This window comes from Pseudomonas sp. TH07 (assembly GCF_016651285.1).
Taxonomy (GTDB): domain Bacteria; phylum Pseudomonadota; class Gammaproteobacteria; order Pseudomonadales; family Pseudomonadaceae; genus Aquipseudomonas.
In genome coordinates, this window is sequence record NZ_JAEKED010000001.1 from 4424005 (window position 1) to 4437648 (window position 13644).

The 13644-nt window shown below is 64.2% G+C and carries 16 protein-coding genes; 11 read left to right on the forward strand and 5 right to left on the reverse strand.

Annotated features, from left to right (window positions below):
* The first annotated feature begins 43 nt into the window (after positions 1-43).
* The 3 genes from JFU57_RS20575 (at position 44) to JFU57_RS20585 (ending at position 2202) form a co-directional block, all read left to right on the forward strand.
* On the forward strand, positions 44-1537 hold the full coding sequence (locus JFU57_RS20575; RefSeq protein WP_201130605.1) for a helix-turn-helix transcriptional regulator: 1494 nt from the start codon (positions 44-46) through the stop codon (positions 1535-1537).
* A gap of 126 nt (positions 1538-1663) precedes the next feature.
* Entirely contained in the window at positions 1664-1915 is a 252-nt protein-coding gene (locus JFU57_RS20580; RefSeq protein WP_201130606.1) for a CsbD family protein, read from the forward strand.
* A gap of 11 nt (positions 1916-1926) precedes the next feature.
* Positions 1927-2202: a DUF1652 domain-containing protein gene (locus tag JFU57_RS20585; RefSeq protein WP_201130607.1), complete on the forward strand. Its 276-nt coding sequence runs from the start codon at positions 1927-1929 to the stop codon at positions 2200-2202.
* A gap of 69 nt (positions 2203-2271) precedes the next feature.
* On the opposite strand, the gene JFU57_RS20590 is transcribed toward JFU57_RS20585, so the two are convergent.
* Together JFU57_RS20590 and JFU57_RS20595 are read right to left on the reverse strand one after the other, a co-directional pair.
* Positions 2272-3666, reverse strand: coding sequence for a sensor histidine kinase (locus tag JFU57_RS20590; RefSeq protein ID WP_078471486.1), 1395 nt, complete (start codon positions 3664-3666; stop codon positions 2272-2274).
* Complete coding sequence (locus JFU57_RS20595; protein WP_020300587.1) at positions 3644-4327, reverse strand: response regulator transcription factor; 684 nt, start codon at positions 4325-4327, stop codon at positions 3644-3646. The genes JFU57_RS20590 and JFU57_RS20595 overlap by 23 nt, the downstream gene beginning before the upstream one ends.
* 367 nt (positions 4328-4694) lie before the next feature.
* Here JFU57_RS20595 and JFU57_RS20600 point away from each other — a divergent pair, with 367 nt between their 5' ends.
* The 5 genes from JFU57_RS20600 (at position 4695) to hcnC (ending at position 9657) form a co-directional block, all read left to right on the forward strand.
* A complete protein-coding gene (locus JFU57_RS20600; protein WP_201130608.1) occupies positions 4695-5084 on the forward strand; it encodes a hypothetical protein in 390 nt (129 codons plus the stop codon).
* Positions 5085-5272: 188 nt separating this feature from the next.
* Positions 5273-6202 carry a hypothetical protein gene (locus JFU57_RS20605; RefSeq protein WP_201130609.1) on the forward strand — a complete coding sequence of 310 codons (930 nt, stop codon included), beginning with the start codon at positions 5273-5275 and terminating at the stop codon, positions 6200-6202.
* A 470-nt stretch (positions 6203-6672) separates the two neighbouring features.
* On the forward strand, positions 6673-6990 hold the full coding sequence (hcnA, locus tag JFU57_RS20610; protein WP_078471483.1) for a cyanide-forming glycine dehydrogenase subunit HcnA: 318 nt from the start codon (positions 6673-6675) through the stop codon (positions 6988-6990).
* The gene (gene hcnB / locus JFU57_RS20615) at positions 6987-8396 is read left to right on the forward strand and encodes a cyanide-forming glycine dehydrogenase subunit HcnB (RefSeq protein ID WP_201130610.1); all 1410 of its coding nucleotides are present in this window, start codon (positions 6987-6989) and stop codon (positions 8394-8396) included. The genes hcnA and hcnB overlap by 4 nt, the downstream gene beginning before the upstream one ends.
* Positions 8389-9657, forward strand: coding sequence for a cyanide-forming glycine dehydrogenase subunit HcnC (hcnC, locus tag JFU57_RS20620; RefSeq protein WP_201130611.1), 1269 nt, complete (start codon positions 8389-8391; stop codon positions 9655-9657). The genes hcnB and hcnC overlap by 8 nt, the downstream gene beginning before the upstream one ends.
* A gap of 59 nt (positions 9658-9716) precedes the next feature.
* Here hcnC and JFU57_RS20625 read toward each other — a convergent pair whose 3' ends face one another.
* A complete protein-coding gene (locus JFU57_RS20625) occupies positions 9717-10328 on the reverse strand; it encodes a glutathione S-transferase (RefSeq protein ID WP_078471480.1) in 612 nt (203 codons plus the stop codon).
* A 256-nt stretch (positions 10329-10584) separates the two neighbouring features.
* Here JFU57_RS20625 and JFU57_RS20630 point away from each other — a divergent pair, with 256 nt between their 5' ends.
* The 3 genes from JFU57_RS20630 (at position 10585) to JFU57_RS20640 (ending at position 12215) form a co-directional block, all read left to right on the forward strand.
* Positions 10585-11502: a DHH family phosphoesterase gene (locus tag JFU57_RS20630; protein ID WP_201130612.1), complete on the forward strand. Its 918-nt coding sequence runs from the start codon at positions 10585-10587 to the stop codon at positions 11500-11502.
* Between the two features lie 14 nt (positions 11503-11516).
* Positions 11517-11786, forward strand: coding sequence for a DUF7660 family protein (locus JFU57_RS20635; RefSeq protein WP_201130613.1), 270 nt, complete (start codon positions 11517-11519; stop codon positions 11784-11786).
* A gap of 87 nt (positions 11787-11873) precedes the next feature.
* Entirely contained in the window at positions 11874-12215 is a 342-nt protein-coding gene (locus JFU57_RS20640; RefSeq protein ID WP_201130614.1) for a DUF2388 domain-containing protein, read from the forward strand.
* Positions 12216-12228: 13 nt separating this feature from the next.
* Here JFU57_RS20640 and JFU57_RS20645 read toward each other — a convergent pair whose 3' ends face one another.
* Entirely contained in the window at positions 12229-12666 is a 438-nt protein-coding gene (locus JFU57_RS20645) for an SMI1/KNR4 family protein (RefSeq protein WP_201130615.1), read from the reverse strand.
* Between the two features lie 21 nt (positions 12667-12687).
* A complete protein-coding gene (locus JFU57_RS20650) occupies positions 12688-13608 on the reverse strand; it encodes a MurR/RpiR family transcriptional regulator (protein ID WP_078471475.1) in 921 nt (306 codons plus the stop codon).
* Positions 13609-13644: the final 36 nt, after the last annotated feature.

The following is a 13644-nucleotide window of genomic DNA, read 5'->3' on the forward strand; positions in this document are numbered from 1 at the left end:
GGCCCGCCCTGACGTCGCGCCGCTCACTTCCGGAGACGACCCTATGAGCCAAGCCGTACTTGCCACCGAAACCAACCGACGCCAGTTGCAGCAGATCATTTCCGGGTTGTCCGATGGGGTGATTCTGATCGAGGTCGACCAGACCATTCTCTGGGCCAACCAGGCCGCCCTGGCCATGCACGGGGTCAGCGACGTCAGTCAACTGGGGGCCAATGCCGCCGAATATGCTGAGCGCTATGCCCTGCGCTACCGCAACAACCACCCGGTGGCGGCAGACAGTTACCCGATCAACCGGGTCGCCGCCGGCGAGACGTTCAGCGATGTGGTGGTGGAGGTCAGGACCGAAATCGATGGCGAGGAGAGGCACTGGGTGCATCGCATCCGCAGCATGATTCTCACCGACCGGGCCGGAGCGCCGGAGTCGCTGGTGCTGATCCTCAGCGATGCCACCGACTGGGCCAGCGCCGAGCAGCGCTTTGAAAAAACCTTCAATGCCAACCCGGCCCCGGCAGTGATCTGCCGCCTCAGCGACCTGCGCTATATCAAGGTCAACCAGGGCTTCCTGGAGATGACCGGCTACGCTCGCGAACAGGTGATCGGGCGCTCCGTGTACCAGCTGGATGTGCTGGAAGAGGCCGACAACAAGGACCTGGCCATCGAACGCCTGAACCAGGGCGCGACCATCCCGCAGATGCAGGCCGAGCTGCGCCTGCCCGAAGGCGGCAGCAAGCTGGTGATCGTGGCCGGGCAACCGCTGGATATCAACGACGAAGACTGCATGCTGTTTTCCTTCATGGACCTGGAGCCGCGGCGCAAGGCCGAAGTGGCGCTGCGCCAGAGTGAGGAGCGCTTCGCCAAGTCGTTCCGCCTGACGCCGGTGCCGACCATGGTCTGCAGCGCCGACAGCCAGCTGGTGGTGGATGTCAACGAAGCCTTCCTCGACACCAGCGGTTATCCCAGCGAAGAACTGTTGGGCAAGACCGTGGAAGAGATCGGCTTTATCGAGGGCAGGGAGGCCTGTGCCGAGCTGTTCGCGGCCCTGGAAAAGGCCGGCAGCGTCGCCGGGCTGGAGCTCAAGGTGCGCAAGAAAGGCGCGGAGCTGATCGATTGCGTGGTCTCGGCCGACACCGTGATTATCCAGGACAGCCCGTGTTACCTGCTGGTGTTGATGGACATCACCGAGCGCAAGCGCACCGAACTGGAACTGGTCGCAGCGATCGAGGAAGTGATGCAGGACGCCTCCTGGTTCAGCCAGACCCTGATCGAAAAACTGGCCAATATGAAAAGCACCAGCCCGGCGCAGCGGGCCAGCGCCTCCTTCACCGACCTTACGGCCCGCGAGCGCGATGTGCTGGGGCTGATCTGCGAAGGCCTGGCCGACAAGGAGATCGCCGCGCGCCTGCAACTGGCGCCCAACACCGTGCGCAATCACGTGGCCACGGTGTACTCCAAGCTGGCGGTGCACAGCCGCAGCGAGGCGATTGTCTGGGCCCGCGAACGCGGGCTGTTCGCCGGAGAGCGGCGGCGCAAGGGCTAGGCGACCGGTGCAAATGCACTAGTTCGCCCGGTGCAAATTGAGCTTCTGCGCCGGGTCGGCGTTTCTTAGTCTGTATGTCAGCGATGCCCCCGGGCATTGCCCCTCTCACAGCGAAAGGAATGCAAGATGCGCAGCGAACAGATCAAAGGTGCAGTGGACAAACTCGCGGGCAGGGCCCAGGGCGCGGTCGGTGAACTGATGGACGATCCGCAGATGCAGGCCGCAGGCGCGACGCGTCAGGTCGCGGGCCAGATGCAGCAAAGCTATGGCGAGGCGTTGGACAACGCGACGGATTTTGTCCGGGAAAAACCCCTGGCGACCCTCGCCATCATGGCCGGGCTCGGCATTCTCGCCGGCCTGCTGTTGCGACGCCGTTGAGGTTGTCGAACATGACCAGCCTCAGCCAGTTGCGCGCGCAGCTGGAACTCAATTTCCAGCCCCTGGCCTGTGATTGCAGCCTCAATGGCGAAGCCTCGCTGACCGTGCGGTTGTACGACCGTGACAGCGGCCGTGTCGACCTGGTGGTCAGCGGCCTCAAGTTGCAGAACCTGAGAACCGCCGAGCAGGTGGCGGCGCTGATCGAGGAGTTGCGCTACGAGCTGAACAGCAACCACCTCGGCCAGCGACCCGCCCTGGCCAGTGCTTGCGAGGACGGCACCCTGTAGCCGGCAGGGAAGCTGCTGCGCCAGTTTAGGTACGACCCGTCTCGGCACGGCCAGGGCGGCCCTGGCGGATCAGGTGTCGGCAATCAGGTTGGGGCGGCAGTCCAGGGACAGGCGGGCACCGCCGCGTTCGCTGCTGCCGACTTCGAGCTTGAAGCCGTGCAGGTTGACGATGGCCGCGACGATCGACAGCCCAAGGCCGAAACCGCCGTGGGTGTTGCTGTCGTCGACCCGGTAGAACCGCCGGAACACCGCGCTGCGTTCCGCCTGGGGAATACCCGGGCCAGAGTCGAGCACCTCCAGGCGCGGGCTGCCGCCGTCGTCGAGGCCACGCAGGATCACCTCGCCCCCCGGCGGGGTGAATTTGATCGAGTTGCTCAGCAGGTTGGCCAGGGCCTCGAACAGCAGGGCGCGGTCGCCGGTCAGCCGAGGCAGGCTGTCGGGCACGTCGAGGGTCAGGGTCAATTGGCCTTCCTCGGCCAGGGGCAGGTAGAAATCGTGCAGCTCATGCAGCAGCGGCACCGGGTCCAGCACCAGGAACCCGGATCGGCGTTGCTGATCCTCCAGCTCGGAAATCCGCAGCAACCCGCGAAAGCGCGCCATCAGCGTATCGGTCTCGGCCAGCACCTGATCCATCTGCAATGCCTCGGGCGAGCCGTCGGCGGCCTGCTGCTGGATCCGGTACAGCTGGGCACGCAGGCGGGTCAGTGGGGTGCGCAGGTCATGGGCGATGTTGTCGCACACGCCTTTGACCTCATGCATCAGGCGCTCGATGCGTTCGAGCATGGCGTTGACGATGGCGGCCAGCATGTCCAGTTCGTCGCGACGGTTGGACAGGGGCAGGCGGTGGGTCAGGTCGCCGGCGACTATGGCTTCGGCGCTGGCCTGCAATTGGCGGATCCGGCGCAGCGGACGCCGCCGCAGCAGGTGCCAGCCGGCGACGCCGGGAATGATGGTCAGTGACACGCCCCAGAGCAGCGCATGGAGGATGATCCGGTTCACCGCGAACAACGAGCCGTTGTCGCGCACCAGGATCAGCCAGCGGCCGTCCTGGGTATGGGTGGCCACCGCATCGCAACTGTCGCGGGGCAGGTCGGGGTCGTCGGAGTCGATGCAGCCTTTGAGTTCGTGGATCTGCCCGTCCAGCGGCAGGTCGTCGGGGATCTCGCGGATCGGCCCGCTCAAGTGCCCGCGCTGTTCGTCGAACAGGCCATAGGCGTCGATGGCGCGCATGTCGAAGGTCATGCTGGTGGTCAGGGCCTCCACCAACTGGTCACCCTGGAAACGCGAGAACAGATGCTGGCGCTGCATCAGCGAATGCTTGGCCAGGGTTTCGAGGTAGCCGGAGACTTCGTAGTACATGACCCCCAGCAGCAAGCAGCTCCAGGCCACGAACAGCGTGCTGTAGAGCGCCAGCAGGCGGCTGCTGGAGGAGCGCCAGCCTTTAGAGGGGTTCAGCAATGACATAGCCCGAACCTCGCACCGTGCGGATCAGCGGAGTCATGCCGGGCGGATCGATCTTTTTACGCAGGCGGCCGATGTGCACGTCGATCAGGTTGGTGCCGGGGTCGAAGTGATAGCCCCAGACCTCTTCGAAAATCATCATCCGCGACAGGATCTGCCCGGTGTTGCGCATCAGGAATTCCAGCAGTTTGTATTCGGTGGGCAACAGGCTCAGCAGTTGCTCGGCCCGGGTGGCTTCGCGGCTGATCAGGTTCAGCTCCAGGTCGGCCACCCGCAGGCAGGTTTCGAACTCGCGCACCGTGCTTTTGCGCCGCAGCAGGACTTCGACCCGGGCCGCCATTTCGTCCGAGGCGAAGGGTTTGGTCAGGTAGTCATCGCCGCCGGCGCGCAGGCCGCGTACCCGTTCGTCGACATCGGAGAGGGCGCTGATCATCAGGATCGGCGTCGACACGCCAATGGTGCGCAGGGTGGTGACGATGGCCAGGCCGTCGAGCTCGGGCAGCATGCGGTCCAGGGTGATCAGGTCGTAGTCGCCGCTGACCGCGCGCACCAGGCCTTCGCGGCCGTTGTCGACCCAATCCACGTCGAGCCCGTGGCTGCTCAGTTCGGCCACGATCTCACGGGCGGTTACGGCATCGTCTTCGATGGTCAGAATGCGGGTCATTGGGCTTACCTGATAAGGAATTCATGACACAGGCCGGCATTTTGCCAAGAAACGGCGCCCAGGTTCCTAAAAAAACTTTCATGTTGGCAGCAGGGCCCTTGCCGCTACCGCCCAGCCCAACGCGCCAAAGACACTGTAGCCGCCGCAGGCCGGGCCGCGTTCGGCCGCTGGCCATCCGCGACACCGTGCTTGCACCTGGCACTCCTACGGCGTCCACCCGGGCCAGTGCAGCCTCGCGGAGCTCGGCAGCGGCTACAGATCTGCAATGCCGTGCATTTACCTGGCACTCCACGTCGTTCATCCCGTCCAGCGGGGGATGGGGCTGTTATGATTCGCGGGTTTTTTTCTCTCGTTCAAGGTTGAACCGATGAAAGTGTGGCCATGGATAAAAAGTCTCGGGTTGTTGTTATTGGTGTGCCTGGTGCTGAATGCGGCGGTACACCTCTCGTTGCTCCTGCCCTACATCGTGAAGCACGTGCACCTGAGCAGCTCGGTCGGCCAGAGGATGCTGATCACCCTCATCATGAAAATCCTCATCACAAGCGTGGCCGCCGTCTTGCTGCCGGCGTTGCTGTTGAAGTTCAACTTTCGCCGCTCCGCCTACGGCGCCATGCTGATCGGCATTCTGGTTTGCATGGACCTCCCTCCAGCCACCGCCCTGAGTAGCCTGTTGCTGATGCTATGGTTCCTGGCGCTGATGCTGTGGCTGGCCTGGTGCAAGCTGCGCGATGTCTACCGCTACTACCGGACCAAATGAATGGGCGGCACCGTGCAGAACGCCCGCCGGTAAACGCAGCGGTCGGCAAATTGCACGGTTCCAGCCCAGCATTTGTTTTATAACTAATTGTTTTTTAAAGATTTTATTTGTTGGTTCGGTTGGCACGGTGGCTGCAATTCTCCCTTCGAGACTTGTAACACCATTTTTCTGCCTGGAGCCGAACAACAATGAATAGATCCTCTGATACCTATCTGCCTGCCGTGGATGAGTCGAGCAGCCGCTCGGGTGTGTCCTGGGGCGCGATATTCGCCGGTGCGGCGGCCGCTGCGGCCCTGTCGCTGATTCTGATCCTGCTGGGCTTCGGCCTGGGCTTTTCGGCCGTGTCGCCCTGGGCCAACCATGGCATCAGTGCCAAGGGCCTGGGGATCTCCACGATTGTCTGGCTGGCGTTGACCCAGATCCTCGCCTCGGGCCTTGGTGGTTACATCGCCGGTCGCCTGCGGGTGAAGTGGGCCAACATGCACGGTGACGAGGTCTACTTCCGTGACACCGCCCATGGCTTCCTGGCCTGGGCCGTGGCCACTCTGGTGACCGCGACCCTGGTGGTCGGTTCGGTCAGCAGCATCGTCAGCGGTGGCGTGCAGGCCGGTGCCAGCGTGGCTTCAGGAGCGGCCAGCGCGGCCACTCAGGCAGCCGGCAGTGCAGCCAGCAAAACCAGTGGCGATGACTATGGCTATTTCGTCGACAGCCTGTTCCGCGATGATCGCCCGGTGGCCGTCAGCGATGACGCAGCCCGTGGCACCGTGACCCGGATCTTCGTCCGCACCTTGGGCAACGACGGGCAGTTGGCTCCTGAGGATCGCAGTTACCTGGCGCAACTGGTGGCCCAGCGCACCAACCTGACCCAGGCTGATGCCGAGCGCCGCGTGGACGAGGTGTTCGCCAAGACCCGTGCGGCCGTGGACGAAGCCAAGCTGGCCGCCAAGCAGGCAGCTGACACCGCCACCAAAGTCGCGGCCTGGACGTCGCTGTGGATGTTTGTCGCCCTGCTGTGCGGTGCTTTCTTCGCCAGCCTGGCTGCCACTTTTGGCGGTCGCCGCCGGGATGCAGTGGTGTACCTCGAAACCGACGCCTACCTGACCACCCCTGTTCGCTGATTGAAGGAGAATTCCCATGCGCTCATTACTCTTGTGGTTCCTCGGTGTGCCGATCCCGGTGATTATCCTGATCGCCATCTTCATGCACTGATGGCCTGATCCGCCTGATACCAGGGCCGCAGCTACCTTTGTAGTTGCGGCCTTGTTGTTTGTGGGGGAAGGCACCTGGGGACACCTGACACTCCACGACGCCCATTCGGGCCAGCGTCCAAATGCGGCCCGAGTCTTGGCAGCGGCTACAGGGAGGCGACGGATGGTCGGAGATGCGTCAGATTCGCAACGCCGTGTCTTGGCGCAGATCAATACTTGTGTGGGCAAAACCTTCTAGATTGGGTGCGCTTCAGCCCTGCATGTTCAGCGGCGACGCATTGGCGAATCCTGACCGCAAGCCGGCTGGGGCGAGCAGCTGCACGATATTGCACGGCATGAGGCTGGCAATCCCCCTTTAATTTTCATGGATGAACGCGCCCATGGGTCCAACAGACCGCACCTTCGACATTCAGCCGCTGCCACAGGCGGACATGACTATCAGCCTCAATGGCCAGCCGGTAAGCGCGGCCATTGGTGAAACCGTGCTCAGCGTGATCCAGTCGCTGGGCCTGCGCCAGGTGGCGCGCAACGATCATGGGCAACTGGCCGGCGCCTACTGCGGCATGGGCGTGTGCCACTGCTGCCTGGTGCAGATCGATGGCCGGCACAAGCGCCGCGCCTGCCAGACCCTGGTCAGGCCGGGGATGCAGGTGCAGACCGCAGTCAACCGTATCGACCAGCCGGAGCACGCGCTATGAGCCTGTGCCCGGTAATTGTCGGCGGTGGCCCGGCAGGCATGGCAGCGGCCATCGAGCTGGCGGAGCATGGGGTGCGCAGCATCCTGGTCGACGAGGCGTCGCGCCTGGGCGGGGTGGTCTATCGCGGCCCGCTGCGCGATGGGGTGCAACTGGACTACCTGGGCCCGCGCTACTGCGAAGTGCTGGCTCGGTTGCACGGTGATTTTGCCCGCCAGGCGCCGCTGATCGAAGTGCGCCTCAACAGCCGGGTGATCGGCGCTGAGTCCACACGCTCATTGATGGTGCTCGATGCCGACGAGCAACTGTACGAACTGGCCTACCCGCAATTGCTGCTGGCCGCCGGGTGCCATGAGCGCAGCGTGCCGTTCCCCGGCTGGACCCTGCCCGGGGTGATGTTGCTGGGCGGCTTGCAATTGCAGATCAAAAGCGGTGTGGTCAAACCCCAGGGGCCGGTGGTGATCGCCGGAACCGGGCCGTTGCTGCCGCTGGTGGCCTGCCAGCTGCATGCCGCCGGGGTGGCGGTGGCGGGGGTCTACGAGGCCAGCGCCTTCGGCAAGATCGCCAAGCAGAGCCTGGCCCTGCTGAACAAGCCCCAGCTGTTTCTCGACGGCCTGAGCATGCTGGCCTACCTCAAGCTGCACCGCATCAGCCTGCGCTATGGATGGGGCGTGGTCGAAGCGCGGGGCGAGGGCGGGGTGAGCAGCGTGCTGGTCGCGCCGTATTCGGCCGATTGGCAGCCGGACCTGGCCCGGGCCGAGGCGGTGGCCGCCCAAACCCTGGCGGTGGGCTACGGTTTTATCCCGCGCACCCAGCTCAGTCAGCAGATGGGCCTGGAACATGGCTTCAGCGATGACGGCTACCTGCGGGCCACGGCCGATATCTGGCAGCAGAGCAGCGAACAGCATATTCACCTGGCCGGTGATATGGGCGGGATTCGCGGTGGCGAGGCGGCCATGCTCGCCGGGCGGATTGCGGCGGTGTCGATCCTGGTCCAGCGCGACGTGCTGGGCACCGAAGCCGCCTTGCAGCGGCGCCAGGTGTTGCTCAACAAGCTGGCGGCGATTGTGCGGTTTCGCGTAGCCGTCGACCGCTACACCGAGCGTGGCAGTGGCCAGACCAGCCTGCCCGCAGCCGATACCGTGATCTGCCGCTGCGAACATGCGACCCGGGGCGACATCGACCTGGCGCTGTCCCAGGGCGTGCAGGACATGGCCAGCCTGAAAATGCGCACCCGGGTCAGCATGGGTGATTGCCAGGGGCGGATGTGCGTCGGCTATTGCAGCGACCGCCTGCGCCAGGCCACCGGCCGCCAGGATGTCGGTTGGCTGCGCCCGCGCTTCCCCCTGGACCCGATCCCGTTCTCGGCGTTTTCCCAACCTGGCAAGGATGCTTCGACTCATGAGTAAGTTCTACGACGTGATTATTGCCGGCGGTGGTGTGATCGGCGCCTCCTGCGCCTACCAACTGTCCAAGCGCAAGCACCTCAAGGTCGCGCTGATCGACTCCAAGCGCCCGGGTAACGCGACCCGCGCCTCGGCCGGCGGCCTGTGGGCCATCGGCGAGTCGGTGGGGCTGGGCTGCGGGGTGATCTTCTTTCGCATGATGTCGGCCAACCGCAAGCGCGAAGCCGCGGGCTCGGCAGTGGTGGTCGACTCCAGTACACCGCATATCCTGCCGCAGTCGTTCTTCGACTTTGCCCTGCAATCCAACGCCCTGTACCCGCAGTTGCACCGCGAGCTCAAGGGCTTGCACGGGATGGATTTCAAGTTCGAGGAGACCGGCCTCAAGTTTGTGATCTACGACGATGAAGACCGGCTTTACGCCGAGCATATCGTCGGCTGCATCCCGCACCTGGCCGACCAGGTGCGCTGGCTGGACCAGGCGGCGCTGCGGGCGGCCGAGCCCAATGTCAGCCTGGAGGCCCAGGGCGCCCTGGAGTTTCTCTGCGATCACCAGGTCAACCCCTTCCGCCTGGCCGATGCCTACACCGAGGGCGCGCGGCAGAACGGCGTCGACCTGTACTTCAACACCAACGTCACCGGCGTGCTGCACCAGGGCACCCGGGTCCGGGGCGTGCGCACCGACGAGGCCGGGGTGTTCAACTGCGACACCCTGATCAACGCCACCGGTGCCTGGGCCGCCGAGCTGAGCCGGATGGCCACGGGCCTGAGCATTCCGGTCAAGCCGGTGAAAGGCCAGATCCTGCTCACCGAGCGCATGCCCAAGTTGCTCAATGGCTGCTTGACCACCAGCGATTGCTACATGGCGCAAAAGGACAACGGCGAGATCCTGATCGGCAGCACCACTGAAGACAAAGGCTTCGACGTCACTACCACCTACCCGGAAATCAACGGCCTGGTGCAGGGAGCGGTGCGCTGCATTCCGGAGTTGGCCCAGGTCAACCTGAAACGCTGCTGGGCCGGCTTGCGCCCGGGTTCGCCGGATGAGCTGCCGATCCTCGGGCCGATGGCTGGGGTCCAGGGTTACCTCAATGCCTGCGGGCACTTTCGCACCGGCATTCTGACCTCGGCCATCACCGGGGTGCTGCTGGACAAACTGGTGAACGACGAGCCGCTGCCGCTGGATATCACGCCGTTCCTAGCCGACCGCTTCGAGCTGCAACCTGATCTGCAACCTGAGCCGCAGCCCGAGGCCGTCCTGGCCTGAGGCCTCAGGGGTAGGGGAGGGTCGCCAGCGCGGTTTTGCCGCTGCTGGCGACGCAGGCCTCAGATGGCCGGGGTGCTGAGGAACGCCGGCAATTGCTCGGCGTAGGCACTGAAGGCCTGGACCTTGGGAAACTGGGAGGCGTCGAGCTGATCGGCGACCATCATCTGGGTGAAACCCCAGGCCACGGCCAGGGTGATGCCCGCCTGATCGAGCTGGCCATCCTGGGGCAGGGGGTGTTTGTGCAGCTCCTGCTCCAGTTCGCGGTAGGCGGCCTGCAACTGGCCGCCCACCCGTTCCAGCCAGGGCGCGTGCTGCTTGTCGGCGGGGCGCAGTTGTTTTTCATAGACGATCTGCACCGATTTTTCGCAGGCCGCCAGCGCCAGGCCAATCACCCGCAACGCTGAGATACGCGGCTCCAGGGCTGCCGGCATCAGGCTGTGCTCCGGGCCGGCCAGGGCTTCGAGGTAATCGAGGATCAGGGTCGAATCCATCAGCACCTCACCGTTGTCGCAGACCAGGGTCGGCGCTTTGACCACCGGGTTGATCTTCTGGAACTGCTCGAAGGTACTGAACACCGACACGGCGGCATGTTCGAAGGGCAGATCCAGGCACTTGAGGCTGATGGCGACACGGCGAACGTAGGGCGAGTCGAGCATTCCGATCAGTTTCATCGAGCATTTTCCTTGTGCGAAACAACGCTGGGAGGGAGACCGCCGGGTAATTTAGCGGCTCGCGCCCGGGATTGGCCATGGCAGGCCGAGAAAATTTTTCGGCGCTCGCCGACAATCCCCGGCGCCTTTGCGCTGCCCCTGCGCCACACCACAAAACCCGTCAGGCATACCAGGCGGTTACCGGTCATCAAACTGTCATGGGCGGCTGGCAGGGTGGGCGGCCCGGCCCGCGGGCTGTTTGCGCCACAAGGACGTCATGATCATTGTCACTTCCGGCTCGGCCTATCTGGATATCGATGCCTACGCCTGCTGCATTGCCTACGCCGAATTGCTCAACCTCCAGGGCCAGCCGGCCCGGGCGGTGAGCAGTGCGCCACTCAACGAAAGTGTGGCCGCCAGCCTGCGGACCCTGGGTCCCGGGCTCGACCCGTACGTGCCCGGGCCCGAAGACGAGTTTGTGCTGGTGGATATTTCCAATCACCTGCACCTGGACCCGATCGTTGCCCTGGAGCGGGTGGTGGAGGTCATCGACCATCACCCGGGCTTCGAGGAGTTCTGGGACCGGCGCCTGGCGCAGCGCGCCGATATCCGCCAGATCGGTGCCGCCTGCACCCAGGTGTTCCAGCGTTGGCACGCCTCGGGTCTGCTGGCCTCGATCAGCCCGGCGAGCGCCACCTTGCTGGCTGCCGGGATCCTCGACAACACCCTGAATTTTACCGGCCACAGCTGCACCGAAGCCGACCGCGAAGCCTACGCCGCCCTGGCCGCGCTGGCCGGCCTCGACTCGCAGTGGGCGCGAAGCTATTTCGGCGAATGCCAGCGGGCAATCGAGGGGCAACTGGAGCAGGCGTTGCTCAAGGACCTGAAAATCATGGCCCCCATCAGCAACCTGCCGCGCACCTTCGCCCAGCTCACGGTGTGGGACGCTGGCCAACTGCTGCTCCAGCGGCGGCAGATCGAGCAGGTGCTGGGGCGCCAGGGCCAGGACTGGTTGCTCAACCTGATCAGCCTTCACGAGCACAAGAGCTACCTGCTGACCGGCAGCGCCGGCAGTTCGCAGAAACTCGCGCTGCTGGTAGATTGCCCGGCGCAGGACGGTGTGCGTGTGCTGGATAGACCGGTGCTGCGCAAAGAGTTGCTGCGCAAGGGGCTGGAGTTGCAGCCGAACAACTGACAAGGCGGGTGGTGATGGGGATTGAAGAGTATTTGCAGGCGGTGTGCGACGAACAGAGCTTCATGGCCTTCGTCGATGCGCTGGTGCAAGACCGGCTCCAGGATGCGGCGGCAGCGGCCCAGGGCCAGCCACCGGCCTGGGAGAATCTGAGCATTGCGGACTTTCTCGAAGGCGCCAACGCCTGGGCTCGGGCCACCGGGGTCGGCGCCTCCCAGGGCCTGGCCGAGGCGTCGCCCTGGCAGCGTTTCGCGGTGTTTTTGTACTGCGGGAAAATCTACGAGTAGGCGTCGACAGGCCCGGCTGACATTGCGCGAACGGCTATGCTGCTGGCCGAAGCGGCGCAATCACGCAGCCACTGACTGGGAGGCACTATGCAGTTGAACGCCTTGGCCCTGGCCGCGTTGTGGCTGGGTGTCAGCCTGGGGGCCTGGGCCGAAACCGCGAGTAAGCCCAACGGCTTTGAACAGGCGTTTTCCATCACCATGGCCTTGCCCGCGCTGAGCATCATCTACACCAGCGACCTGAGCAGCGACGAAAAACAGATCAAATGGAGCCAGGCCCAGGAGGAGGCGTGCCTGTTCATTGCCTCGGAGGGGGCGATTCGCGGCGTGTTTTTCGAGCAGGCCCTGAGCCAGGTTCGCGGGCGCGGGGCGGCTCAGGGGCGGGCCTTGAGCGACCTGCAATGGGCCGCGATGATCGCCAGTGCCCAGTAAGTCGGGGCCGGTTTCAGTCGGGGTCGACGATCAGTTGCGCGACAAAGGCTGAAAACGACGGCGCCAGGAACACCAGGGCGCGTTCAGGCTCATCGTAGTACTCGGACTCGAAAAAAATGATCGCGCCCGCCTGTGCGTCATCGGTGGCGAAGCAGAAGTAGTCGCCGCCTGCATCGCCGGCGAAGGGCACCAGGTTCTGCGGCATCAGCGGGTTGTCGAGGAAGGCCCCCAGGTAGGTGGATTCCAGGGTGTTGCGCCCGTATTTGAGGGACAGGAACTCGTTGATCTTGTAGCCCGCGTCCTCAACCATAAACAGGTTGGTCTGGCAGTGTCCGCCATTGTGTTGCAGGTAAAACGCTCGCAGTTGCGCCGGCAGTTCGCAGCCGATCTGTGCTTCGACCTGGGCAATATCCTGCGGGGTGAGGGCGTCCTTGCTGTGTTGCAGGTCCATGTTGGTCCCTAAAAAGCGGTACTAGTCGTCGAAGCCGACCTGTTCGTGAATTTCATCCACCTTCAATTCCAGGCGATAGGCCACGGCGATAAACAGCGCCTGGCACAGGCACAGGGTGGCGCTCAGGGATCGGAAGGCGAACGAGCTGCCCTCATTCACCAGCAACACCGCGTTGGCGCGCTTGGCCAGGGGCGAGAGGTTGCTGTCGGTGATGATCAGGGTCTTGGCCTGGTGGTGCTGGGCAATGCGCAGGCAATGCTGGGTCTCTTTGCCGTATGGGGTGAAGCTGATGGCGATCACCAGGTCGTTGGGGCGGATGCTGCGCATCTGTTCGCGGTAGCTGCCGCCCAGGCCCGACACCAAGTGGATGCGCTTGTTGGTGTGTTGCAGGTTGTACACCAGGTAGTCGGCCACGGCGAACGAGCGGCGCACCCCGACTACGTAGATGTTGTCGGCATTCACCACCAGGTCCACGGCCTTGTCGAACGCCGCATCGTCGAGCTCCAGCCCCAGGCGCTCGATCCCGGACAGGGTGGCATTCACGCATTCACGCGCCAGGTCGCCGCCACTGGCCTTCTGCGACTTGTTGGCGATCATGCTGCGGATGCGCTGCTGGTAGTTCTGCACCGGTGTGGTCTTGTGGGTGTAGGCCTCGCGAAACAGTGCCTGCATTTCACTGAAGCCACTGAAGCCGAAGCGCTGGGAGAAACGCACGATGGCCGACGGGTGCACTTCGCACTCGCGGGCAATGTCGCTGATGCGGTCGACCATGATCCGGTCGCTCTGCTGGCTCATGTAGCTGGCGATGCGTTTGAGCTGGCGCGGCAGGCTTTCGTATTCATTGGTGATCAGCTGCAGCAGGCGCTCGGCATTGATCGGTGGGCTGGTGAGGTCGCTCTCTGGCGCGCTCTCGGAAGTCGCCGGCTGATCGGTGCGGGACATAGAAAATCCTTCTGGCTTGTTCTTATAGGGCCGGCA